A 23,694-nucleotide genomic window follows, 5' to 3' on the forward strand; every position below is an offset into this window, starting at 1 on the left:
GTGAGGTGGCCGCCGAGGGTGTGCCAGTTCAGGTCGGGGTGTTCGGCGCGCAGGGCCGCGAGCGCTGCCCTGGCAAGTCCGCAGCGCTGGTAGAGAGGGTCGGTGTAGGGCTGCTCTACCCAGGCCAGTCCGCAGCGGCGGCAGGACCGGTAGTCGACGGAGGACACGATGTCTGCGTCGAGGTGGGCAGCACGCTCGCGCCAGCCGGGCCGCTCCTGCGAGGCCGTGTCCCGCCAGCCGGAGGCGACCTGGGATCGCGGCAGCTGGTCGAGCACGGCGTCGGCGATCCGCCGCAGAACGGCACGCCACGAACCCCGGCCGGACACCTGACTCACCAGGCCAGCCTGTCTGGCCAAGTGCCGGGCCGCAGGCGCATCACCGCTCACTGAACCCTCCTAGGAGCGCCCGAAAACGGGTCGATTCTTTGTTCTGAACGGGCCTACGAGACCCCGCGCGCAAACGTGGTTCAGCGATGGAAGGCGTCGCCGTAGGCGCCTTCGTCGATGAGGTCCCACAACAACACCTGCCGGAACGTGCCGACCGCGAGCGTCTTGCTGTCCGGGGTGAACGCCGCCGACACCGCCCGGTCGGTCTGCGGCGGCAGTGCCGCGAGCAGGACTGGCGCTGTCACGTCGCTGACGTCGTAGAGGCGGCAGAACCCGTCGTCGCTCGCCACCGCGAGCAGCTCGCCGTCCGGGCTGAACGTGGTGAACCGCAGGTAGCCGCGCGCGTCGGTGATCCGCGTGATCGGTTCACGCCCGCGTTGCGGCGTCATGCGCCACAGCCACACCGTGCTGTCCCAGCTGCTGGTCGCGAGCACCTGGCCGTCCGGGCGGAACGACGTCGCGGAGATGTTGTTCTCGTGGCCCAGCAACGGCAGGTCGCCCAACCGCTGCAGCCGCACCGCCTTCGGGCCCTCCGAGATCACCAGGGTGGAGTTGTCCTGGGTGAACTCCGCCTCGTACACGCCGCTGGTGAGCGTGGCGAGCAGTCGTGGCCTGCCTTCCTGGTCGAGGTGGGCGAGGTCCCACAACCGCGTTCGCCCGTCACCGGTCGCGGCGAGCGTCGTGCCGTCCGGCGAGAAGCCCACGCCCCACACGATGGCGGTGAAATCGGCGAACTCCGCGCGCTTGCGGGGGTTCGCGAGATCGGTCACGTCCCACAGCACGGCGAGGTGGTCCCAGCCGCCGGTCGCCAGCGACCTGCCGTCGGGCGTGAACTCGAGCGTCTCGATCCCGCCGGTGTGGGCACTGCCCACGCCCTGACGCCGCGGCTCGCCGTCCCCGTAGGTCCACAGCGTGAGGGTCTTGTCCACCGCCACGGCGAGCGCCTTGCCGTCCGGCCGGAACCGCAGCCGTCGGGTGGCGGACTCGAACCCGGTCAGCGTGCTGGTGAGGACGGGGTGGTCCGGATCGGAGACCTGCCAGAACTGGACGACGTTCTCGACCGCCACCGCCGCCGTCGTGCCGTCCGGGGTGAACGCGACGTCGCTGATCTTGGCGGTGTCTTTCGGCCGGGGGATCGTGCCCTTCTTCTTCGGGGCGCCGAGGTCGGTCACGTCGTAGAACAGGACGCTCCGCTCCGTGGTGAGGGCGAGCAGGCCGTCCCGGGCGCGGACGACGCCGTGCAGCTCCTCGCCGGTGTCGGTGCTGCTCAGGGGCCGTGGTGCGTGGACGTCGGCGATGTCCCACAGCTTCAGCTGGTGGTCCCAGCTGACCGTCGCGAGCGTGGTGCCCCACGTGGCGACGGCCGGGATGTCGAGCTCGTGCGCGGCGATCCGGGTGAAGTACGGGTCCGCCGTGGCGCTCAGCAGGTTGTCGCGGGTCTCGGTGTTGTCGGCGAGCTGCTGGGCGGCGAGGCTCAGCTGGGTGGAGAGCGCGGCGTCGGCCGGCTGCAGGCCCTGCGCGTCGCTCACCGCCTTGCGCGCGATGGCGATGTTGCGCTGCTCGGTCGTCTCGCGCTGGGCCTTGATCGCGTAGCCGACGGCGGTCACGGCGAGCACGAGCAGCACGGTCAGCAGCCCGACGAGCTGCCGCAGCCTGCGGGTCCGGCGGCGCGTGGCCACGTGTTCGGCTTCTTCGGCCTCGATGCTGGCGTTGAGGAACCGGCGTTCGCGTGCGGACATCGAGTCGTCGTCCGCTGTCGCCCACTCACGGGCCAATGCGAGTCGCACGCCGCGATAGAGCGCGCCCGAGTCGCGGTTGAGGGACTCCCAGGTCGCGGACGCCTCGGTCAGCTGGTGGTGGACGCGCAGACCGTCGCGGTTCGCGGTCAGCCAGCCGGACAACCGCGGCCACGAGCGGATCACGGCCTCGTGCGTGAGGTCGACGCCGGTGTCGTCGAGCGTGATCAGCCGTGCGCGCGCGAGGTGGTCCAGCACGAACAACGTGTCGTCATCGTTGTCGAGAGAGTCGCGGCTCACGCGCCGTTTGGTGTCCTCAGTGCCCTCGCCGAGCGCCGTCAGCCGCAGGAAGATCTTGCGCGCGATCGCCTGCTGGGCCACGTCGAGCTCCACATACGCGGCCTCGGCGCTCTGGGCCAACGCGTGCCGTACGCCGCCCGTCTCCTCGTAGCCGGCCACGGTCAGACGGGTGCCGCGACGACGACGCCACGTCTCCAGCAGCGCGTGCGAGACGAGGGGCAACGGCGCGCGCTCGGCCTCCAGCACCGACACCAACGCGCCCTCGACGGTGTAGCCCGCGCGCAACGCCGGTTCGGTGATCGCGCGCCGCAGTTCGGCCGGGCTCATCGTGCCGACCAGGATCTGCGCGTCGTGCAGCGCGTCGACCAGGTCGGGGTAGCGGCCGCAGTGGCCGTAGAAGTCGGAGCGGACGCCGACCACGACCTTGCGTTCGGTGGCGTGTGTGATGGCCTCGATGAACGCCTCGCGCTCGTCCTCGTCGCGGCAGAGGGTGAAGACCTCCTCGAACTGGTCGATCACCACGAGCTCCGCGGCGCACTCGCCCCAGAGCTTCAGCGGATGCGGGCCGGGGGAGAAGACGTCGGCGGGCCGGGACGCCACGAGACCTGCGCGCAGCAGTGACGACTTGCCCGATCCGGAAGCGCCGAAAACGCCCACGAAAGGACGTTCGCTCACTTTTTCCAGCAGTTGTCCGACGAGTTTCTCCCGGCCGAAGAACCGGCTGGAGTCCTCCGCCTGGAACGCGCCGAGGCCGAGGTACGGCGGTTGGCGGTCGGGATCGGCGGGCTTCACGCTCTCGGCGACCTCGTGCCATCTTCGGCGCCATTGTTCGACGTCGCCGCCGCACGCGTGCACGTACGCGACCGTCACCGCCAGGCTGGGCAGTTTCCGGCCACTCGCCGCCTCGGAGAGCACCGTCACCGAATAGTGCGCGGCCTTGCTCAGCTCGCGGTAGGTCGGCTTACCTGCTTTCTCACGCAACAATCTCAAGTCCGCGGCGAACCTGAGCAGCTCGTCATCGTCGGAATCCAGCGGGCGCTCGGGTCTCGGCACCCGCCGGATTGTTCCCTCGTTGTTTGTTCGGCGTCCAGTCGGCGGAACCGAACAACGCGTTCGCTCTATGAAGAACCCATGAACGGTGACATTCGCGACCTGCTCGTCGAGACCCGCAAACCCGACAACCCGCCGCCGGACCCGAAGACCTAGCCCAGAGGATCTGGCCCAGCGTGGGCGGCGCCCTTCTAGGGGTAGGGCGCCGCCACCGCGCTAGTCGGCGACGTCGACGTCGACCGGCTCGCCCCGGATCGCGGTGACCGCACCGCCCGTCTGAGCGGCGAGCCAGACCTCGAACCCCTCCGGGTCGCGCGTGTGCACGGTGAAGGTGACGTCGTGGCCGTACTCGGTGTCCGCGACCTGGTACCCGGCGGCCCGCAACGCGTTCTCCAGCTTGCCCGCCTGGTCGTGGTCCGCGGCGAGCAGGAGGGTCTCGTGCCGTTCGCGCGTGAGAGTGCCCAGCGAGTCGATGGCCTCGGACACGGCCCGCCCGTACGCCCGGACGAGGCCGCCCGCGCCGAGCTTGATGCCGCCGTAGTAGCGGGTGACGACGACAGCGGTGTCGACGAGGTCCCGTCGCGTCAGCACTTCCAGCATCGGCACGCCCGCGGTGCCCGCGGGTTCGCCGTCGTCGGACGAGCGTTGGGTGTCGCGGGTCCGGAACGCCGTGCAGTTGTGCGTGGCCTGCCAGTGCTCCTTGCGGATCCGCGCGAAGAACTCGGAAGCTTCTTGGTCAGAGGTGACGCGGGCGACGTGGCACAGGAACCGCGACCGCTGGATCTCGATCTCGTGCGCGCCGTCCCGCTTGATCACCTTCACCCGGAGATTGTCTCGCCCCTCAGGTTGATCTGCGCCGCTCCGCCTCGCCGAACAGGGCGTCCAGCTCGGCCGGTGGCACCTCTTCCAGCTGTTCGTAGGTGCACTCGATCGGGTCTTTGTCGGGCCGGAACCGCGCGAGGCGGGCGGTGTGGCGGAACCGGCCGCCCTGGACGTGCTCGTACCGCACCTCGGCCACCCGTGACGGGTCGAGCAGCACGATCTGCAGCTGCTTCTCCGGGTTCCAGCGGCTGTTCATGCCCGGACCGGTGTAGGTCGCCCACGCGGCCCACGGGTGGTCGGCGGGGTTCAACAGCGGTTTCAACTCTTCGAGGAGCTCACGCCGCCGCGCCGCCGTGAAGCTGCTCGCGACGCCGACGTTGCGCAGCTCGCCGTCCTGGTAGAGCCCGAGCACCAGGGAGCCGACGGTCTCGCCGTCCTTGTGCACGCGGTAGCCCGCGACCACGCAGTCGGCGGTGCGCTCGTGCTTGACCTTGAACATCACGCGCTTGTCCGGCTCGTAGACGCCGTCCAGCTGTTTCACCATCACGCCGTCGAAGCCCGCGCCCTCGAAGCGGGTGAACCAGTCCTGCGCGACCTCGGGGTCCGTGGTGGACGGTGTCAGGTAGACGCCGGGGATCTCGGTGACGATCTCCTCCAGCAGCTTGCGCCGCTCGCCCAGCGGCAACGCGGTGACGTCCTGGTCGCCGCACGCCAGGAGGTCGAACGCGACGAAGCTCGCCGGGGTCTCGACGGAGAGCTTCCTGACCCGCGACGCGGCCGGGTGCAGGCGCAGCTGGAGCGTGTCGAAGCTCAGGCCGTCGGGCGTGACCAGCACGATCTCGCCGTCCACGACACAGCGCGGCGGCAGCGACTCGCGCAGCAGCTCGACGACCTCGGGGAAGTAGCGGGTGAGCGGCTTGTCGTTGCGCGAGCCCAGCTCCACCTCGTCGCCGTCGCGGAACACGATGCAGCGGAAGCCGTCCCACTTCGGCTCGTACGCGAGACCGTCCCCGCGCGGCAGTTCGGGGACGGACTTCGCGAGCATCGGCTTCACCGGCGGCATCACGGGCAGGTCCACACCCGGACCCTAAGCTCAGCGCAGAGCCACCGCGAGCTTTTCGAGTTCGCGCACGTCGGCGTCCATGCCGTCGTCCTCGGGGATGGCCAGCGCGATCGGCCGCCGCAACGTCACCGCGCCCGACCTGCGGGTCTCCAGCCCGGCACGCAAACGTTCGGCGAGCGGCATCTCGTCCGGCGTCTCGGCGACGTACGGGCTGATCCGCACCAGCCCGTCGCGGCACTCGATCACCCGACGGTAGTAGCGCCGGTGCACGCCGCGCAGCGAGAACGACGTCACGGGCACCCGGTGCAGCGCGTCCTCGGGGAACGACTGGTTCAGCAACGTCCACAGTGGAGAGAGCCGGTGGTACGCGCGCAGGTGCCGCAGCCACAACCCCGTCGCGGCGAACCGCATCGCGGCGATCGGGTAGATCACGCCGATGACGCACAGCAGCACACCGGGCAGCAGGAACCACACGGCGGTGGTCAGCAGCCAGCGGGGCAGCGGCTCGCCGAAGTAGCGGGAGACGTTGGACGCCACGAAGATCGCGTCGGCCGGCACCAGCAGCCCGAGGCCGGTCGAGGTGATCAGCAGGCCCCGGCGCAGCCGCGGGTCGGCACCGCGGGCGTAGCGGCGGGCCCAGACGAACATCGCCGCGAACCCGTAGAGCAGATAACCGTTGCCCAGCGCGTAGAACACGGTGATCGCGAGAATGCCGGTCGGGCCGCCACCGAGTGAGTTCGGCACCCGCGCCGCCGCCACGCGCAGGTCGTCCGGGATCGCCACGACCGCCCACGTCATCACCAGGACGCACAGGGCCAGCGGCACCAGCTGGATCAGTGCGTGCCGGCGCGCCCTCGTGTCGTCGAGCGCCGAGAAGATGAAGAAGCAGATCAGGCCGTACACGCCGACCTGCAGCAGCGCGTGCTGGATCAGCTGGCACACCATCGGGTCGAGCCCGAGGAACCACCGTCCGTTCGCCGCGGCTCGCCCGAAGGGGTAGCCGATCGCCCACCCTGCCACCAGGCCGGTGACCGACCGCAGCCGCGGGTCGTGCGGGCGGCGCACCAGCAGGAAGAGGATCACGGCCAGCGCGGTGAACGCGACGACGCCCTGGGTTTCCTTCAGGTACTCCACTACAGCCACCCGATCCGGTCGGCCAGCGACTTCGCCATCCTGCGCGCCGGGCCCTCGGAGTTGCGCGGCGCGACCTTGTCCAGCACCGACGCCCATTCGAGGATGATCGTCGCGACCGTCTCGGCCTCGCGCTCGTGCGCGGTGTCGTACGAGGTGCGCCTCAACGCCCGGCGCACGGCGTCCGGTTCGAGATCGGGGTAGAGGCCCGCGAGCAGGTCGTCGTCCTGCTCGTCACTCGTGTGACCAGCGAGAAGATGCCCGAGCTCGTGCAGGATGATGTGGTTCTGGTGCGCCTTCGACGTCTCCTGCTGGTACAGGATGTAGTCGGCCTTGGCGGTCGCGATCCACACCCCGTACGGGCCGGGCACCGGAATCGGGTGCGCGATCAGGCGGATCGGTTTGCCGCGCTGGTCACCGACTCTGCGGCAGAGCTCCTGCACGTCCAGCGGCGGCTGGATGTCCAGCTCGTTCAGCAAGCGGCGGCACCGCTTGCGCAACTCTCGTTCGGCCACGAGTCATCCTTCGCCGCGCTCGGCCTGTTCCTGTCGGTAGACGACGTCGAGCAGCTCCATGACCAGCCGGCGGCGGTCGGGGGACAGCTCGCCCGCGCGCATCGCCATGAGCTGCGCGTCGCTGCCCGCGGCGATCTCGTTGAGCCTGCTCTGCTCGTCCTGCAACGACTTCAGCTGCTCGTCGACGCGGTCGGTGACCTCGTCGTCGAAGAAGTAGCTCACGGGCACACCGAAGAAGCCTGCCAGTGCCTGCAAGTGCTTGAACGTCGGGTTGTCCTTCTTGGCCTTGCGCAGCTGCCAGATGTAGCTCTGGGAGATCGTGACGCCCGTGTCCGCGATGGCCGCCGCGACCTGCTCGTTGCTGTACTCCTGGCCGGAGCGGGAGGTGTGCCGGGCGAAGAGGTGGTTGAGCTTGTCAGCCAGGGACCGTTCCCCCGCCATTGCCGGGCTCCCCCCGTTGCGCGCAGTGAGCGTTTCCACCCACGGAAAGGGCTATCTGGGTGACGGGATTTTCACCAGTTGAAACCCCGCCTCTGGCCAACATAGACTCCCATCGTGCCCGTCTCAACTGCGGTGGGGATACCGGAGGACACCGGACATGGCGCTTGCTGAACGACAGGGATCATTTCACCGGACCGTGATCGACGTCGTCTACAAGACCATGGACCAGCTCGCGCGGACGGATTCGCCGAACGAGGTGTTCGAGCTGCGCGAGCAACTGAGGGCTGCGCTGCCGTGGTGGCGCGGGCTGCTGCGGATGCACGAGCCGAACGAGCGCCATCGCTGCAAGTCGTGCCACACGTGGTACGGGCTCCACCGCGCGTGGCCCTGCCCGGTGTGGCGGGACGCGGTGTCGGCGTTGCACCAGCTCAACGACATGTACGGGTTCCTGGCCACGTCCCGCGAGGCCGGCCGCGTGTCGGACGAACGCGTCGTCGTGAGTGGTTTCCGCCGTTCCGACGGCGAAAACCACTCACGATCGTCCTAGCCGAGCTTGAAGCTCTGGGCCGCCGAGCCGTTGCAGGTGGCCTGGATCAGCTGCACGCCGTCAGCCGCGCTCGCGGGCGCGCTCAGGCACTTGCCCGAGTGGCGGGCGGTCAGCGTCGAGTAGCCGTCCGCGCCGGTCGTGACGCGCCACTGCTGGTTGTTGCCGCCGCCGTAGGTCCACAGGTGGATGCCCGCGCCGTCCAGAGTGGACACGTCGCTCACGTCCAGCACCTTCGTGGTGTCGTTGCGGTACTCGACGCGCGAGTAGCCGTCGCTCGTCGCCACCGCGCGGAAGTTCTGGGCGGTGGTGCCGTTGCACGAGTACTGCTGGATCACGGTGCCGTTCGCGGTGCCGGCCGAACGGGCGTCGACGCACTTGCCGTTGCCCTTGTTCACGACGGTCTTCCAGTCGCCCTGCGGCGGGGGAGTGCCGCCACCGCCGAGCCACAGCAGGCTGTCGATGATGAAGTTGTTCTGGGTCGGCGAGGCGAACGTCGACGACAACGGCCGGTTGTTCGGGTAGTCCATCGCGTTGTGGCCGAAGTTCGCGTAGACCATCTTGAAGTTCTTGTTCGTCCACATGATCGGGTAGTAGCCGCTGCGCCACTGCTGGTTCGGGTCGGTGCCGAGCGGGAAGCTCGACGGGTCGACGCTCGCCAGGATCTGGATGTCCGGGTTCGTGCGCAGGTCGCGCGACCAGCTGTACCACTCGCTGACCGACGAGGTGAACTTGTCCGGCAGGCGCAGGGTCGACGGGTGGGTGCGGGTCTCGACCTTCAGCACCGCGGTCGTCGGGCCCCAGGTGTTGCTGACGAAGTTCCCCTTGCCCAGGAACGTGTTGTGGTACCAGGACCACTCGCTCGCGTTCTGCGTGAAAGCGCTCACGTGGAAGCCGAAGAAGCCGCCGCCCGACTCCATGTAGCGCTGGAAACCGCTGCGCTGCGCGGCATTCTGCGGCTGGTCGTCGAGGAACAGCACGACCTGCGCCTGCGCCGGGGTGAGGGTGCTCAGCCTCTCCCAGTTGTTCGTGGCCTCGTAGGTGAAGCCGTTCTCCTGGGCGGCCCTGGCGAACCACGGGTTCGCTTCCTTGACGAACGCGATGTGCGCGGCGTCGAAGGTGCCGCTGTAGAAGCCGAGGACCTTGAACGGCACCGCCTGTGCCGCACCGGTGGCCGAGATGCCGACCGGGAAGAGAGCCGCACCGATCAAAGCCAGCACGGTCAACAGTTTTCTAACCATAGAGGCACACACCTCACCATCGCAGGGTTGCGCGCCCGAAGATCATCGTAGGGGTGGTCCAGACCTATTGGGGACCGGGACGTTCACAGAATTCTTTTGCGCCACAACAGGATTCCGCCCAGCACGGCCAAGCCGCCCAGTGCCGCTACCACTGCGGATATGCCGAACCTCGTTGCGTTGGAAGGAGGTTGTTCGGCGCTCGACGCAACGGGAACGGGTCGCGGAGTGCTCGCGCTCGTCGGCGGAGCAGTGCTGGCCGGGGCATCCGCGATCTGGACGTCGGTGCACGAGTAGTAGGTGTCGGGGGTGTCGGAGTTCTGCCAGACCGTGTAGATCACGTGCCGGCCGGTCCGTTGCGGCAGCCGCACCGTGAACTCGTAGGAGCCGTCGACCAACGGGGGAGTGGGCACCGTGAGGAACTGCTCCAGATCCGCCCACCGCAGCGCGCGCGTCGGCGTGTAGCCGTCCTTCGTGACGTAGAAGCGGAACGAGCCCTGGTGCGGGATCGTCGCCCGGTAGGTGAAGGCGGTGGTCTTCAAAGTCGTGGCGGGCCACTCGGCGGACGGCAGGTCGAGCCCGGCGTACTTCGCGATCCCCGCGCTGCACAGCTTGCCGTCGGGAACCCTCGCGGCGTCGCGCCCGGCCACGTTCGGCAGCCGGATGTTGTCCCACTCCTTGGACGGCAGACCCGCCTGAATGGCCTTCCGGCAGGGCGAGGATGATGCTGAGGACTGACCTGGTGAGCACAGATAAGCCCTGCTCGCGGGGTCGGTGGGCGCGCCATGGGCGTGCGCGGGAACCGCGGAGAGCATCATGAGCAGCGTCAGTACGCCCACAAGGCGAAACACGAGCACCTCCCCTGTCTTTCTAGGGGTACGCGTGCCAGACCCGAGTCGTTCACGGAAGATGTATTGACATGTCCTTCGCTGATGAGGTGTCCGCGGCCGCAGCCCGGCTCGGTGGAGTCGCCCGCACCACGCCGCTCGAGGTGAACCAGCGGCTGTCCGAGCGGACCGGCGCGCGCGTCTGGTTCAAGCGCGAGGACCTCCAGGTGGGCCGTTCGTACAAGCTGCGCGGCGCGTTCAACCTGCTGTGCCAGACCGAGTTCGCGTTCGGTGGCGCGGTCTGCGCGTCGGCCGGCAACCACGGCCAGGGCATGGCCTACGCGTGCCGCCGCCTCGGCATCGAGGGCCGTGTGCACGTCCCCCGCACCACCCCGCGGCAGAAGCGCGACCGCATCTCCGCGCTCGGCCAGGGCATGGTCCAGCTGGTCGTCGACGGCGACACGTACGACGACGCGGCCGCGCTGGCCAAGGAGTACGCGCAGCACACCGGCGCGACCCTGGTGCCGGCGTTCGACGACAGGCGCACGGTCGCCGGCCAGGGCACCGTCGGCCTGGAGATCGTGCAGCAGCTCGGCGGCGCGCCCGACGTGGTCGTGGTTCCGGTCGGCGGCGGCGGACTGCTCTCCGGCGTCGGCACGTGGTTCAAGGAGCGCTTCCCGCGCACCCGCATCATCGGCGTGGAGCCCGCTGGCGCGGCGAGCATGATCGCCGCGCTGCAGGCCGGCAGCCCGGTGACGCTGCCCGAGGTCGACTCGTTCGTCGACGGCGCCGCGGTGCGCCGGGCGGGCGAGGTGACGTTCCCGATGGTGCGCGACAGCGGTGCCGAGCTGCTGAGCGTGTCCGAGGGCGCGGTGTGCACGGAGATGCTGGAGCTCTACCAGATCGACGGCATCATCGCGGAACCCGCGGGCGCGCTGGCGTCGGCGGCGCTGCTGGAGGAGATCTCGGTGGCGCCGGACTCCACGGTCGTGTGCCTGCTCTCCGGCGGCAACAACGACGTCTCGCGCTACGCCGAGGTCGTCGAGCGGTCGATGGTCCACCGCGGGCTCAAGCACTACTTCCTGGTGGAGTTCCCGCAGGAGCCGGGCGCGCTGCGCCGGTTCCTCGACGAGGTGCTCGGCAAGGACGACGACATCGTGCTGTTCGAGTACATCAAGCGCGACAACCGGGAGACCGGCGCGGCGCTGGTGTGCATCGAGCTCGGCCGTCGCGAGGACTACGACTTGTTGTGGGGCCGGATGAAGGAGTCCCCGCTCAAGATCCAGCACGTCGCCCCGGGCACGACCGCGTACCGCTTCCTGATCTAGTCAGGGGAGTGCCGGACACCCAGGTCGTCTGAGTGCCCGGCACGGGGATGCGTGGTCTTTCGATGTGACGGCTACGGCTTGGGCGGGCACGTCTTCCAGGCGAAGTGGTAGGTCGTCTCGATGGACCCGTCGGTGGAGTCCATCGCGATGAAGCTCGTGACCTTCTTCGGGTCCGACGTGCCGGCGGCGACCCGCAGCTCCGTGTTGATGTTGAAGTTTCTCTTCTCACCGCACGGGTGGTAGACGATCGAGGCGACGTCCGTGGTGTCGGTCGCCTGCCAGTCGTCGCTGAGCGGGCCCGCGTAGTTGTGCTGCCGGTACTCGGTCTGCGACATGCCCTGGAAGTAGTAGTTGGCCTTCTCCAGGGCCGTGGCGCCGCGCTCGAGGTGTGCGAAGCCGCGGTAGTCGGTGGACGCGATGCCGTAGGTGAAGCCGGACGGCACGTTGACGCGCAGGTTCAGCTGGCAGTTCTTGCGGAAGTCGGTGGGTTTCGCCTCGGGGCCGACCTGCGCCATGAACTCGCTGTAGGTGACGGTGAACGCCTTGTTGTCCGGGCTGACGGCGACCGCTGCCGTTCCCGCTTTGCAACCTGAACCGTTGATGGTCACGACGTCGATGGTGATGATGTCCGGCGGCGGCGTGGTACCGGGGGCGCCGCCGGGTGGGATGATGATCGTCGACATCGCGAGCGCGGCCGCGGCCAGTGTGTTGAGCATGGGGCACCTTTCCGTCTGGGTATCAACGATGAACGGGCGGCGGCAATTGGTGCCTGGATCAGCAGCGCTTCCAGGAGAACTGGTACTTGGTGCTCACACTGCTGTCCGTGGAATCCATCGTCATGAAGCTGGTGGCCTTCGACGACGAACCCGCGTTCACGCGCAGTTCGGTGTTGATGTTCAGGTGCCGGACTTCGCCGCACGGCGCGTAGATGATTTCCGACACCGTGGCGCGGTCGGTCGCCTGCCAGTTGTCGGTCGCCGGGCCGTAGAAGTTGTGGGTGCGGCTCGCGGTCTGCGACATGCCCTGGAAGTAGTAGCTGCCCTTTTCCGTGCCGGTGGCCCCCTGCTGCAGGCTGGCGAATCCGCGGTAGTCCGCCTGGGCGATGCCGAACGTGAAGCCCTGCGGGTAGCTCACTCTGATGTTGAGCTGGCAGTTCTTGCGGAAGTCTGTGGGGCCTGAGCCCTGCCCGGCCTGGGCGAGGTATTGGCTGTAGGTGACCGTGAACGCCGTGCGGTCGTCCGCGGCGGCGACCGCGGCGGTGCCGGCCGGGCAGCCGGAACCGTTCACGGTGACCACGTCGATGGTGACGAAATCAGGAACGTCGGGGACTGCGTTCGCTGTGGGCGCGGACAGGACCGCGGACAGCGCGAGGGCAGTAGCCGCCACCGTTTTCAGCATGGCCAGCCTTTCTTTCCAAATGCGCGGTAGCGGCGGCGGAGGTCAAACGATATCGGAAACCCTGTGTTGCGAAGGGCCGCCGATTGGGTGACTGAATTGTTCGGCAATGTATGAAGGAAAGCAGGACCAATTGCACACCCGAATTTTTCGTGTGTGCGCGAACTATGCTCACCCACGGTGTGCGGAATTAACCTGACGATTGCCTGACGATCGCTGATCGCTGGGCCGTTAGGGTGATGCCAGCTGACAGGCAACAAGGTTTCCAGTAAGACCATGGGTGTCCGCCGCCCCGGACAAAAGGGACCACATGCACAAGACAGGGCGCACGTTCACCATCTCGGCCGCGCTGCTCGGCGCGTTCCTCCTACCGACAGTCGCATCGGAAGCCCAGGCGGGCTGGACACATCAGCGCAAGATCACGATCGACACGACGGCCGCCGGTGCAAACGTTTCCGGTGACGTAAAGGGCTTCCCGGTGCCGGTCCGGCTGGACGCGTCGAACTTCGACTTCGGTCAGGCCGGGCCCGGCGGCGCGGACATCAGGTTCGACGACGCGGCGGGCGCACCGCTGCCGTACGAGATCGAGAAGTGGGACGCTGCCGCCAAGCAGGCGGCGATCTGGGTGCGGACCGACGTCAGGGGCAACGCCACCCAGACCATGACTCTGAAGTGGGGCAACCCGGAGGCGTCGTCGGAGAGCGACGGCACCAAGGTCTTCCCGAAGGCCGACGGCTGGATCACCGCTCACCACCTGGCGGAGAAGGGCGCGGCCACCGGTTACCGCGACTCGGCCGGCAACCTGAACGGCAAGGGCGTCAACATCACCGGCGACGCCACGGGCGCGGGCGTGGTCGGCAACGCGCTGTCGCTCAACCGGGCCAAGAGTGAGTACGTGCTGCTCCCCGGCAGCGAGACCAGCAGCCTGTTCAACCCGTTGCCGTCGAAGGGCACGTTCTCCATCTGGTCCAACGCGAAGACGCACCCGGCCGCGTACATCGCGATGTTCGCCAAGGGGGAGAGCGGTTTCCGCATCCACTACTTCGGCGAGGGCGACCAGACCGAGCCGTGCATCGACGTCGCGAACTACGACTGGTGCCCGCTGCCGTCCGGCGCCTACACCAAGGTCAAGAACAACACCTGGTACCACTTCGTCTTCGTCCTCGACAAGCCGAACGCCTACTACTACATCAACGGCAAGCTGGAGGTCGGCAAGACCGACACCAACGCGTGGAAGACCGCCGGCGCCGAGCCGGTGACGATCGGCAACAACGAGAAGACCGCGGGCGGCAACAGCCGCAAGCGCTCGTTCGACGGGCTGCTGGACGAGGCGCGGATCCTGTCGGTGCCGAAGGACAAGAACTGGGCGAAGCTGGACTTCGAGTCGCAGAAGCCGGGGTCGAAGCTGCTGAAGCACAAGAAATGAGCTTGGCCGCCGCGGGGAGCTGCTGAAGCACGGTCCCCTCGGGCAGTTGGACACAGTGAGCTGAGCCGCCCTGGGAAGAAGCGCCCCTCGTCGGGTGTTGATACTGGTGACTTCTTCCCACCTCGATGAGGAGTGCGCCTGATGGCTCCCGACCAGCTGACCGTCTACTCGACCTCGTGGTGCGGCTACTGCCGCATCCTGAAGAGTTCCCTCGACCGCGAGGGCATCGAGTACGTCGAGATCAACATCGAGGAGACGCCGGGCGCGGCCGAGTTCGTGATGGAGGTGAACGGCGGCAACCGCACGGTGCCGACGGTCCACTTCCCGAACGGCAAGGCGCTCACGAACCCGTCGCTGGCCCAGGTCAAGGAACAGCTCGTCGCCTGACGCGATGGCGCGCACGGCCCCTCGGTCGTGCGCGCCACCGTTGCTAGCAGGAGAGGTTGTTGCCTGCCGGCACGCCGAGCAGTGACGTGAACTGCTGGTACTTCTGCACGCGGCTCTGCACCTGCGCCGGGTTGCCGCCGTTGCACTCCAGCGACCCGTTGATGCTGCGGATGGTCTCGCCGAACCCGCGCTGGTTGACCATGGCGTCGTGGCCCGTCATGGTGCCGGGGCCGGTCTGGGTGTTCCAGTACCAGAGGCCGGTCTTCCAGGAGATCGCGGCGTCGTTCGCCACCTTTTCCGGGTGCTGCAGCAGGTCGTTGCCCATGCCGAGGGCCTGACCCGCCGAGTAGTAGTTGAAGTTCCACGACAGCTGGATCGGGCCGCGGCCGTAGTAGCCGTACGTGCCGGCGGGGCAGCCGTAGGGCTTGCTCTCATCGCAGAGGTCGTTGTTCTTGTTGATCTCCTCGATATACACGAGGCCGCCGGTCTCGTGCGAGACGTTCGCGAGGAACGCCGCCGCTTCCTGCTTCTGCACGGTGTCGCCGCCGGTCTTCGCGAACGCGGGGAACGCGCTCATCGCCGTGACGAGACCGCTGTAGCTGTAGAAGCTGTTGCGCGACGGGAACATCTGGTTGAACTGGGCTTCGCTGACGACGAAGCTACCGCCGCCGCCACCTCCGCCACCACCGCCGTTGCAGTTGTACGGGTCCCAGTACCAGGTGGAAACCGTTGGGCTGTAACCGGGATTGTCGTGCTCGGCGATGTAGAAGCTGCCTTCGAACCGGACGATGGCGCCGGTGACGTACCACTGACCCTGCACCCAGTCGGTGAACGTGCAGGTGCCGCCACCGCCTCCGCCACCGCCGTCACAGCTGGTCGGGTCCCAGTACCAGGTGGAAACCGTTGGGCTGTAACCAGGATTGTCGTGCTCGGCGATGTAGTAACTGCCTTCGAACTTCACGATCGAGCCGGTGGTGTACCACTGGCCCTGGACCCAGTCGGTGTACGTGCACGCCTGCGCGGACACTTCCGCCTGGGAGGACGCGGTCGGTGCGATGACGGCCAGTGCCGCCGCCATCACACCTGCCGCGATAGACGCCAAGATGCGTTTTCTCAGCAAGGTCACCCACTCCTGGAGTCTGCGCGCCCTAGGAATCAAGGATGTGAACAACGCTGAGGTTGGCATCAGTGGTCCAGACCAGTCAAGGGTCTAGACCAGTTCTGTCAGCGGGCTAGCAGGACAGGTTGCCGCCCTGCGCGACGCGGATGATCCCGGTGAACTGCTTGTACTTCGACACGCGGCTGTTCACCGCTGCGGGGTTGCGGCCGTTGCACTCCAGCGACCCGTTGATGCTGCGGATCGTCTCGCCGAACCCGCGCGAGTTGACCATGGCGTTGTGCGGGGTCATGGAACCGGGGCCGGTCTGCGTCGTCCAGTACCAGAGCGCGGTCCGCCACGCGATGGTCGCGTTGGAGGACACCAGGTTCGGGTTGCCCAGCAGGTTCTGTCCGATGTAGTCGCCCGCGGCCTTGTAGTTGAAGTTCCACGACAGCTGGATCGGGCCGCGGCCGTAGTACTGCTTGGTTCCGGCCGGGCAGCCGTACGGCTTGGTCTCGTCGCAGTAGTCGCCGTTCTGGTTGATCTCCTTGATGTACACGAGCCCGCCGGTCTCGTGCGAGAAGTTCGCCATCGCGGCCGCGAACTCCTGCTTCCTCACCGTGTCACTGCCCTGGTTCGCGAAGCTGAACGAGCTCATCGCGGACTTCAGGCCGCTGTAGGTGTAGAAGCTGTTCCGCGACGGGAACATCTGGTTGAACTGGGCTTCCGAGACGATGAAGGGCGCCGCCGTCGCCGGCTGAGCGAGCGTGAGAACGCCGATCAGCGCGACGATCAGGGCGGCGGCGCGTGTTGTGAACATGGGACCAACTCCTCAGAGCATCTGCGCGCCCACTGTGTGTCACCACGGTGGCAGGGTCGACACGCCGAGCACAAGAGGTGGTCTATACCTTTTAGGAACCGGAACTTCGGTCAGCAGGAGAGGTTGCCGCCCGCGGAGACTCCGAAGATGCCGACGAACTGCTGGTACTTCGCGACCCGGTTTGCGACCTGGGCGGGCGCACCGCCGTTGCACTCGATGGAACCGTTGATGCTGCGGATGGTCTCGCCGAAGCCGCGCTGGTTGACCATGGCGTCGTGGGCGGTCATCGTGCCCGGTCCGGTCTGGGTGTTCCAGTACCAGAGCGCGGTCTTCCACGAGATGGTCGCGTTGGTGGCGACGAGGTCGGGGCTGCTCAACAGGTTCTGCCCGATGTAGTCACCGGCGGCCTTGTAGTTGAAGTTCCACGACAGCTGGATCGGGCCGCGGCCGTAGTAGGCGGACTGCCCGGCGGGACAGCCGTAGGACTGGCTCCAGTCGCAGTAGTGCGAGTAGTTCGCGGTGTTCTGCTCGACGATGTAGACCAGTCCGCCGGTCTCGTGGTGGACGTTGGCGAGGAACGCCGCGAGCTCCTGCTTCTTCACCGTGTCGCTGCCCGTGTTCGCGAACGAGCCGAACGAGCTCATCGCCGAGGTCAGGCCGCTGTAGGTGTAGAAGCTGTTCCTGCTGGGGAACATCTGGTTGAACTGGGCCTGGGTCAGCACGAACTGCGCGGCCGACGCCGGCTGGACGAACGTGAGAACGCCCAGCAGGGCGACGACCAGTGCGACCACACGGTTTCTTGCCATGACGACCAACTCCTCGGAGCTTCCACGCGCCCACGTTGCGTTACATAGGGCACCAAAGCACCTGAGCCGGTCGGGGTGTTACTGCTGGTCTATACCATTAAGCACCTGAGCCGTACGGCCTGGTGATGATCTCCAGCGCGTGGCCGTCCGGGTCGTCCCAGTAGACGCCGCGACCGCCGTCGTTGTGGTTGATCTCCTTGTGCTTGCTGTGGAACGGGTCCGCCCAGTAGTCGAGGCCGCGCTCCTGGATGCGGCCGAAGATCTGGTCGAACTCGTCCTCGGTCACCAGGAAGGCGTAGTGCTGGCTGTGGATCGGGCCGTTGCTGGTCATGTAGTCGAGCGAGACCCCGTTCGCGACCTCGACGACGAGGAACGGGCCGAACCGGACTGGGTCCGGCAGGTCGAAGAGCTCGGTGAGGAAGCGGGCCGAGCGCTCCTGGTCGGTGGCGTGGACGATGGTGTGGTTGAGCTGTACGGGCATACCTCCTGCCTACTCCGGTGTCAGCGAGTTGTCAGCGCGAGTGGCGAAGATCGGCCCATGAAGAGGGGAATCATCGCCACCGCGTTCGTGTTGCTGGGGTTCGTCTTTCCCGGAGTCGCCAACGCCGAGACAGTGCCGGGCTGCGCGAGTGCCGCGCAGATCGGCTCGACCGGGTACGTGAAGTACCGCGGCGACAAGATCGCCTCGGTGAAGCAGTTCGCCGGCTGCGGGCACAACTACGGCTACGTCTACACCTGGGACAGCTTCCGCTCCCAGATGGCGTCCGAGCACCTGGGCTGGGGCCTCCAGGTCGGCGTGCTGACCTACAGCAGCGCGTCCGACCCGGAGCCCAACGCCATCAAGGGCGGCAACAGCACCCAGTACAGCCTCAAGGAGTTGTGGGGCAAGGCCGCCGACACCTTGAACGTCTGCACCACCGGCTACGGCATGGTCTCCATCCAGATGGGTGAGAACTACACCGGCGAGTCCAGCCGGCGCTGCTAGTTCCTGATGCTGAACACCGGCCACTTGCCCGTGTGGTTGGTCTTGCGGGTCTCGTAGTCGATGGTGTTCGCGACCAGGTCGCTCGGCCGGTTCTCCACGAAGTTCGCGTAGAACGTCGTGTCGGCGCCGGCCGAGTACGGCACGGTCAGGTCGTGCTTGGTGGTCGCGCTCCCACCCGGCGTCCACGACTTGACCAGCAACCGCTTGCGGTCCGCGCTGGCGTAGGAGAAGTCGACGCTGTCGCCGGTCGCGACGAGGTCCTTGAACAACGACGTCGAGGTGTCGACGGTCGTGGAGGTCCAGGTTCCGCCGGCGAATCGGGACAGCACGATCTTGGCGCTCGTCTTGGTGTGCACGCCGTAACCCAGCACGAGCGAGCCGTCGTTCAGCGGCACGGTCACCGGGTTCTCCTCCGGCAGGTCCTTGCCGGCGGGGAGGTCGAGCGGGTTCGTGGTGACGACCCGGGTCTTGTCGAGGTCCGCGGCGTCGACCGTGCTGCCGAGCGTGGCGCCGCCGGCCGTGTACATCGTGCTGGACGCGGTGTCGAAGTAGGCGACGTAGATGTTCTTGCCGCCGCCGTTGTGGCCCTTGGGTCCGCCGTGCATCGACCAGGTGAGGTAGACGCGGCCGCTGCGTTGGGTGACGCCGAACGCGTACACCTCGGCGTACTTGTCGGCCGTGCGGCCGGAGTCGATGAGCATCTTCGGCGCGGACCACGTCTTGCCGTTGTCCGTCGACTTGATCATCTTGTACGTGCGGTACGGGTAGGACAGGTCCGTGTTGTGGCTGTAGAACAGGTGGATCGTGTTCCCGATGACGACCGGCTCGGGATAGGTGTTCTTGTCCGTGGAGATCGTCTTCGCGGTCCACGTGCCGGTGATCGAGTGCGCGGTGGGCGCGGTGTAGAACTGCAGCGACGTCGTGTGCGTGGCGCGGAAGATCGCGAGCCTGCCGTCGCCGAGCTGCGTGAGGATCGGGTAGTCGTGGTAGGCGTTGTCGTGCGTCAGGTTCAGCGTGGCGACCTTGACCGCCGCCGACCACGTGTTCGCGGTGTGGTCGAACGCCTTCACGTAGATGTCGTGCTTGGTGCCCGAGTACGTCACGAACGTCTTGTTGACCGTCGCGTCGTACACGCCTGCCCCGTTGGTGCGCAGGCAGCCGTAGACGCTCGCCGTGGTGACGGTGTCCAGGGTCGCGGCTTGAGCAGGTTGAGCGAATGCGACGAGAAGCAGCAGCGCTGCGGCCAGTGCACGCATCGCCGACCTCCGATGGGTGTCGGGGCGGCGACGTTCAGACAATACTGCCTCCATGCGGACACTGGTTGTAGTCGGGCTGTTACTGGGTCTAACAGTTCCTGCTCAAGCCGCCCAGGCGGACGAAGACCCCTCGTCACTGGTGAACCCCTTCGTGGGCACGCAGAACTTCGGCAACACCTTCCCCGGCGCGTCGGTGCCGTTCGGGATGGTGCAGGTCAGCCCTGATACGGGAGGTCAGGGCGGGTACGACTACAAGGCCACCTCCATCTACGGCTTCTCGCAGACACACCTGTCGGGCGTCGGTTGCGGCGTCATGGGCGAGCTGCCCGTGATGCCGACGGTCGGGTCCGTCGACAACGTTGACATCAACGCCTACAAGTCGCCGTTCAGCCACTCGGACGAGACCGCGCAACCCGGCTACTACCGGGTCGGGCTGTCCCGCTACGGGGTGAACGCCGAGCTCAGCTCCACTCAACGGACCGGTTGGCAGCGCTACACGTTCCCTGCCTCTGGGGCGGCCAACGTCCTGTTCAACACCGGGCGCTCGAACCAGACGGTGCTGGACTCGGAGATCCACGTCGTCGGTGACCGGACCATCGAGGGCCGGGTGCGCAACGGCCGGTTCTGCGCGGGCAAGGACGAGCACACCGTGTACTTCACGGCGACGTTCGACCGGCCGTTCGCTTCCTTTGGCTCGTGGCGAGGGAGCGTTCCCACGGCCGGTGCTCGGGACGCTGCCGGAACCGGTGGCAACGGCGCGTGGGTCACGTTCGACGCCACCGCCGACCGCGATGTGGTGCTGAAGGTCGGGCTGTCCTACACCGGGCTGGAAGGCGCTCGCAAGAACCTCGCGGCGGAGGCTCCCGCCTTCGACTTCGACGCCACCGTGGCGGCTGCTCGTGACGTGTGGCGCAAGCAGCTGGACGCCGTGCGGGTGTCCGGCGGTGCGCGGGACCGGCAGGTCGCGTTCTACACCGCGCTGTACCACTCGGTGCTGCACCCGAACCTCGCCGGTGACGTCGACGGCAAGTACATGGGCTTCGACGGTCGCGTTCGCACGGCCTCGGGCTACACGCCGTACCAGAACTTCTCGTTGTGGGACACGTACCGTCCGCAGAACCAGCTGTTGCAGATGCTGGAACCTGGTGTGGCTCGTGATGTCGCGCTGTCCGTTGTGGCCAGTGGGCGTGACGGAGGCTGGTTGCCGCGCTGGGCTTTGGCGTCGTCCGAGACCAACATCATGACCGGCGATCCCGTGACACCGTTCCTCGTCGAGGCGTGGTCGAAGGGGCTTTTGAAGGGCCACGAGGAAGAGGCGTACCAGCTGTTGCGCACCAATGCCACGTCCTTGCCGCCCGCTGACTCGCCCTACAACGGACGCTCCGGCGTGGCGTACTACTCGGATCGCGGCTACATCCCGTCCGGTCTGAAGCTGGGCACGGACTGCGCGCACAAGGGTGGTGACAACGACTGCGTGCACCCGGCGTCGGCCACTTTGGAGTACTCGGCGGCGGATGCCTCGCTGGCGTTGATGGCTCGCGGTCTGGGCCATCGCTCGGACGCGCGGCTGTTCGCGGATCGTGGTCAGTGGTACCGGAACCTGTGGGACTCGTCGATCGGCCAGTTCCGGCCGCGCACGGTCGCCGGCACCTGGCTGACGCCGTACAACCCGGTCGACGCGTCGCACCAGTTCCACGAGGGTGGCGCCTACCAGTACCAGTGGCTGGTGCCGCAGGATCCGGCCGGGCTGGTGTCGCTGATGGGTGGTCGCCAGGCCTCGGAGAAGCGGCTGGACTCGTTCTTCGTCTACGACAAGCTGTTGACGGACCCGGCCGGCACCGTTCGGCAGGACTGGATCACGCAGCCGTACGACTACTACGGCAAGCCCACCTACAACCCGAACAACGAACCCGACCTGCTCGCGCCGTACATGTACCTGTGGACGGGCACGCCGTGGAAGGCCGCGACCGTGGTGCGTGCGGCGATGACGTTGTTCACCACTGGTCCGGACGGCATGACCGGCAACGACGACCTGGGCACGATGTCGGCCTGGTACGTCTTCTCGTCGCTCGGCATGTACCCGACGTTCAGCGGTGGCGACTTCCTGGCGCTGTCCTCACCGCAGTTCCCTTCCGCGACCGTCCGAATCGGACAGTACGGTTCGCAGGGCGGCAACCTGGTGATCTCGGCGCCAGGGGTGTCCGACTCGGTGCGGTACGTGCGGAGCGCGTCGATGAACGGGCGTGACGTCCGCAAGACGTGGCTCGACTGGTCTTCGCTGGCGCGCGGCGGGAAGCTCTCCTACGAGGTCTCCTCGAAGCCTTCGTCGTGGGGTACCGCGCGTTCCGATGAGCCGCCCTCGCTGAACGACGGCAACGTGGACTCGCGTCGTGCGCTGTCCGCGTCGCTGCGGAACTCGTCGGTCGTGATGCCGGCCTCGGCTGCCGCGCAGTCGTTGACCTTGCAGCTCGACGTGCTGGCGCAGTCGCCTGGTGCTGTTTCCGTCCGGCCGTCGGTCACGGTGCCCGCGGGCTGGAAGGTCGACGGCGCGAAACCGTTCGTCATCGTGTCGCGGCATCAGCCGACGCAGAAGACCGTGCCGTTGACGGTGACTGTGCCCGCGGGTGTCGCCAGTGGCTCGTACGAGGTGTCGGTGGTCGTGGATTCCGTGACGGTGAAGGCCGTGATCGAGGTGAAGCCGGCCGCGGTGTGCGCGTCCGCCGTGTCGTGTGCGGTGGATGTCGGTCCGGAACGCAACCACGACGGCACAGCGACTGTTGCTGATCCTGCTTCCGGCGACTTCGACGGTGGCGGGTGGAGTTATGACGCGGCGCTGCTGCCTCCGGCCGGTCCGGTGACGTGGGGCGGGATCACCTACCAGGCACCGGATCCCGCCGGGACCGCGCCGAACTTCGTCGAGGCCCGGGGGCAGGGGCTGTTGCTGCCTTCTGGTCAGTACTCGTGGTTGCACTTCGTCGGTGCGTCGTACAACGGGCCGGCGTCCGCCGCGTTCACGGTTTGGTACACGGATGGGACGTCGGCCGAGGTCGCTGCCTCGGTGCCGGACTGGGCGGGCGGTGGTCCGGCGGTGCTGGAGATGCCGCACCGGATCAAGGCCGGGAAGGGCGTGGACGGGCCGCCGGTGCGCTTGTTCGGTCAGTCGTTGCGGCTGGATGCTTCGAAGACCGTTCGTTCGGTGACGTTGCCTGATGACGCGCGGGTGCAGCTTTACGCGCTCACGCTCGCCTGAGGATGATGTCGGCGATCTCCTGTGCGGGTGGAATGTGCGGGCAGTGATCGCCGTCGATCTCGATCGCTGTTGTGCCGAGTCGTGCTTCCGCGGCTCGGCACATCCAGTTCGGGCGGATGACGCGGTCCTGTGTCGGGACGATCACCGTGCTGCGGGGGAGGTCGTCGTGCTTGTGGCGCTGGTTGAACGCACCTTGCGGCTGGAAGAGTCTGAGGGTGGTGAGGGCGAACTTCAGCTGTTCCAGGTCGCAGTCGTGGAAGAGGAAGTACGCGCTGACGGCCTGGTTGGTCAGGAGTTCGGTGCCTGACCACTGGAACCACTCGGGCGGGAAGATCTCGTCGCCGTGGTCGGCCAGTTCCTCCATCATGCTCATGGTGCCGGTCAGGTCTGGGATCAGGGCGCCGATCCAGACGATGTGGGTGGCGTTGAGCTTTGCGGCGGTTGCTGGGGCCAGCAGGCCTGCTCCGGAGTGGGCGATGATCGTCGGGGTGTGGGTTTCCGGGAACTGGCGGTGGACTTCGTTCGCGTAGTCCTCGGCTTGCCAGCCGTCCTGGTCGGTCAGGTCGGCTGCGAAGGTGCGGTGGCCTTCGTGGTGCAGGATCGACTGCAGGGGTGCCAGCAGGCCGGGGTTTGGGTGGTGCCGTGAAGCATCACGAAGTCCATGTTGTTCAGCATGCCTTGGGTTGATGGTGGGTGGTTGCGTTGCGTGCTTCGGGTGGCGGTTTAGGGCGCGCCTGCGGCGACCCGGCACATGCCCTCCTTCGTCGGGCGTGCGCCGGACCGGAATTGTCGGGTCGGCTTGCGCAGGTGGTCGCGGGGCCGGGTTCCGTTGCGGGCGATGGCCGTCGGGTGCGTAGGTGGTCACCAGGTGCGAGTTGCGTAGCAACAA

General features: G+C 67.4%; 23 protein-coding genes. 6 read left to right on the forward strand and 17 right to left on the reverse strand.

Translation table 11 applies throughout. From position 1 onward, the window contains the following. From ABZX92_RS35715 to ABZX92_RS35745, 7 genes are all read right to left on the reverse strand, one after another. A partial coding sequence (locus tag ABZX92_RS35715; protein WP_355569516.1) for a hypothetical protein occupies nt 1–335 on the reverse strand: 335 nt, incomplete at its 3' end. A gap of 131 nt (nt 336–466) precedes the next feature. Continuing rightward, entirely contained in the window at nt 467–3,475 is a 3,009-nt protein-coding gene (locus tag ABZX92_RS35720) for a hypothetical protein (protein ID WP_355569519.1), read from the reverse strand. Nucleotides 3,476–3,688: 213 nt separating this feature from the next. After that, on the reverse strand, nt 3,689–4,294 hold the full coding sequence (locus ABZX92_RS35725) for a YigZ family protein (RefSeq protein ID WP_355569521.1): 606 nt from the start codon (nt 4,292–4,294) through the stop codon (nt 3,689–3,691). 19 nt (nt 4,295–4,313) lie between these two features. Then, nucleotides 4,314–5,372 (reverse strand): ATP-dependent DNA ligase, encoded by a 1,059-nt coding sequence (locus ABZX92_RS35730; RefSeq protein ID WP_355569524.1) that lies wholly within the window; start codon nt 5,370–5,372, stop codon nt 4,314–4,316. Nucleotides 5,373–5,387: 15 nt separating this feature from the next. Then, on the reverse strand, nt 5,388–6,491 hold the full coding sequence (locus ABZX92_RS35735; RefSeq protein WP_355569527.1) for an MAB_1171c family putative transporter: 1,104 nt from the start codon (nt 6,489–6,491) through the stop codon (nt 5,388–5,390). Next, nucleotides 6,491–7,003, reverse strand: a complete 513-nt coding sequence (locus ABZX92_RS35740) for a hypothetical protein (RefSeq protein ID WP_355569530.1) — start codon at nt 7,001–7,003, stop codon at nt 6,491–6,493. Before ABZX92_RS35740 ends, ABZX92_RS35735 begins: the two co-directional genes overlap by 1 nt. A gap of 3 nt (nt 7,004–7,006) precedes the next feature. Further along, nucleotides 7,007–7,444: a helix-turn-helix domain-containing protein gene (locus ABZX92_RS35745; RefSeq protein ID WP_045316749.1), complete on the reverse strand. Its 438-nt coding sequence runs from the start codon at nt 7,442–7,444 to the stop codon at nt 7,007–7,009. Between the two features lie 157 nt (nt 7,445–7,601). Here ABZX92_RS35745 and ABZX92_RS35750 point away from each other — a divergent pair, with 157 nt between their 5' ends. Continuing rightward, nucleotides 7,602–7,991 (forward strand): hypothetical protein, encoded by a 390-nt coding sequence (locus ABZX92_RS35750; RefSeq protein ID WP_355569533.1) that lies wholly within the window; start codon nt 7,602–7,604, stop codon nt 7,989–7,991. Here ABZX92_RS35750 and ABZX92_RS35755 read toward each other — a convergent pair. Together ABZX92_RS35755 and ABZX92_RS35760 are read right to left on the reverse strand one after the other, a co-directional pair. Then, entirely contained in the window at nt 7,988–9,229 is a 1,242-nt protein-coding gene (locus tag ABZX92_RS35755) for a ThuA domain-containing protein (RefSeq protein WP_355569536.1), read from the reverse strand. The two genes, ABZX92_RS35750 and ABZX92_RS35755, sit on opposite strands and share 4 nt — an antisense overlap. Before the next feature lie 83 nt (nt 9,230–9,312). After that, nucleotides 9,313–10,077 carry a lytic polysaccharide monooxygenase gene (locus ABZX92_RS35760; RefSeq protein WP_355569539.1) on the reverse strand — a complete coding sequence of 255 codons (765 nt, stop codon included), beginning with the start codon at nt 10,075–10,077 and terminating at the stop codon, nt 9,313–9,315. Between the two features lie 68 nt (nt 10,078–10,145). Here ABZX92_RS35760 and ilvA point away from each other — a divergent pair, with 68 nt between their 5' ends. Further along, nucleotides 10,146–11,381, forward strand: a complete 1,236-nt coding sequence (gene ilvA, locus ABZX92_RS35765; protein WP_355569542.1) for a threonine ammonia-lyase IlvA — start codon at nt 10,146–10,148, stop codon at nt 11,379–11,381. A gap of 71 nt (nt 11,382–11,452) precedes the next feature. Here the strand turns inward: ilvA and ABZX92_RS35770 are convergent, their stop codons facing one another. Next, complete coding sequence (locus ABZX92_RS35770; RefSeq protein WP_355569545.1) at nt 11,453–12,097, reverse strand: DUF4360 domain-containing protein; 645 nt, start codon at nt 12,095–12,097, stop codon at nt 11,453–11,455. Between the two features lie 58 nt (nt 12,098–12,155). Beyond that, on the reverse strand, nt 12,156–12,779 hold the full coding sequence (locus ABZX92_RS35775) for a DUF4360 domain-containing protein (RefSeq protein WP_355569548.1): 624 nt from the start codon (nt 12,777–12,779) through the stop codon (nt 12,156–12,158). 307 nt (nt 12,780–13,086) lie between these two features. On the opposite strand from ABZX92_RS35775, the gene ABZX92_RS35780 reads away from it, so the two are divergent. After that, nucleotides 13,087–14,202 carry a DUF2341 domain-containing protein gene (locus ABZX92_RS35780; protein ID WP_355569550.1) on the forward strand — a complete coding sequence of 372 codons (1,116 nt, stop codon included), beginning with the start codon at nt 13,087–13,089 and terminating at the stop codon, nt 14,200–14,202. 141 nt (nt 14,203–14,343) lie between these two features. Then, the gene (locus tag ABZX92_RS35785; protein ID WP_355569553.1) at nt 14,344–14,589 is read left to right on the forward strand and encodes a mycoredoxin; all 246 of its coding nucleotides are present in this window, start codon (nt 14,344–14,346) and stop codon (nt 14,587–14,589) included. Between the two features lie 43 nt (nt 14,590–14,632). On the opposite strand, the gene ABZX92_RS35790 is transcribed toward ABZX92_RS35785, so the two are convergent. From ABZX92_RS35790 to ABZX92_RS35805, 4 genes are all read right to left on the reverse strand, one after another. Next, nucleotides 14,633–15,709, reverse strand: coding sequence for a chitinase (locus ABZX92_RS35790; protein WP_355569574.1), 1,077 nt, complete (start codon nt 15,707–15,709; stop codon nt 14,633–14,635). 112 nt (nt 15,710–15,821) lie between these two features. Further along, on the reverse strand, nt 15,822–16,508 hold the full coding sequence (locus ABZX92_RS35795; RefSeq protein ID WP_355569556.1) for a chitinase: 687 nt from the start codon (nt 16,506–16,508) through the stop codon (nt 15,822–15,824). Between the two features lie 110 nt (nt 16,509–16,618). After that, nucleotides 16,619–17,314: a chitinase gene (locus ABZX92_RS35800; RefSeq protein ID WP_355569558.1), complete on the reverse strand. Its 696-nt coding sequence runs from the start codon at nt 17,312–17,314 to the stop codon at nt 16,619–16,621. Between the two features lie 97 nt (nt 17,315–17,411). Then, nucleotides 17,412–17,795 (reverse strand): VOC family protein, encoded by a 384-nt coding sequence (locus ABZX92_RS35805; RefSeq protein WP_355569561.1) that lies wholly within the window; start codon nt 17,793–17,795, stop codon nt 17,412–17,414. Nucleotides 17,796–17,852: 57 nt separating this feature from the next. Between ABZX92_RS35805 and ABZX92_RS35810 the strand changes: the two genes are divergently transcribed. Beyond that, nucleotides 17,853–18,299 (forward strand): hypothetical protein, encoded by a 447-nt coding sequence (locus ABZX92_RS35810; protein ID WP_355569564.1) that lies wholly within the window; start codon nt 17,853–17,855, stop codon nt 18,297–18,299. On the opposite strand, the gene ABZX92_RS35815 is transcribed toward ABZX92_RS35810, so the two are convergent. Beyond that, a complete protein-coding gene (locus ABZX92_RS35815; RefSeq protein WP_355569567.1) occupies nt 18,296–19,555 on the reverse strand; it encodes a BNR-4 repeat-containing protein in 1,260 nt (419 codons plus the stop codon). The two genes, ABZX92_RS35810 and ABZX92_RS35815, sit on opposite strands and share 4 nt — an antisense overlap. A gap of 52 nt (nt 19,556–19,607) precedes the next feature. Here ABZX92_RS35815 and ABZX92_RS35820 point away from each other — a divergent pair, with 52 nt between their 5' ends. Beyond that, complete coding sequence (locus tag ABZX92_RS35820; protein WP_355569569.1) at nt 19,608–22,805, forward strand: GH92 family glycosyl hydrolase; 3,198 nt, start codon at nt 19,608–19,610, stop codon at nt 22,803–22,805. On the opposite strand, the gene ABZX92_RS35825 is transcribed toward ABZX92_RS35820, so the two are convergent. Continuing rightward, nucleotides 22,792–23,694, reverse strand: a 903-nt coding sequence (locus ABZX92_RS35825; protein ID WP_355569571.1) for an alpha/beta hydrolase, incomplete at its 5' end; no start/stop codon positions are given. The genes ABZX92_RS35820 and ABZX92_RS35825 overlap by 14 nt on opposite strands.

The sequence above is a fragment of the Lentzea sp. NPDC006480 genome, from assembly GCF_040611995.1.
In the GTDB taxonomy this organism is placed as follows: Bacteria; Actinomycetota; Actinomycetes; order Mycobacteriales; family Pseudonocardiaceae; genus Lentzea.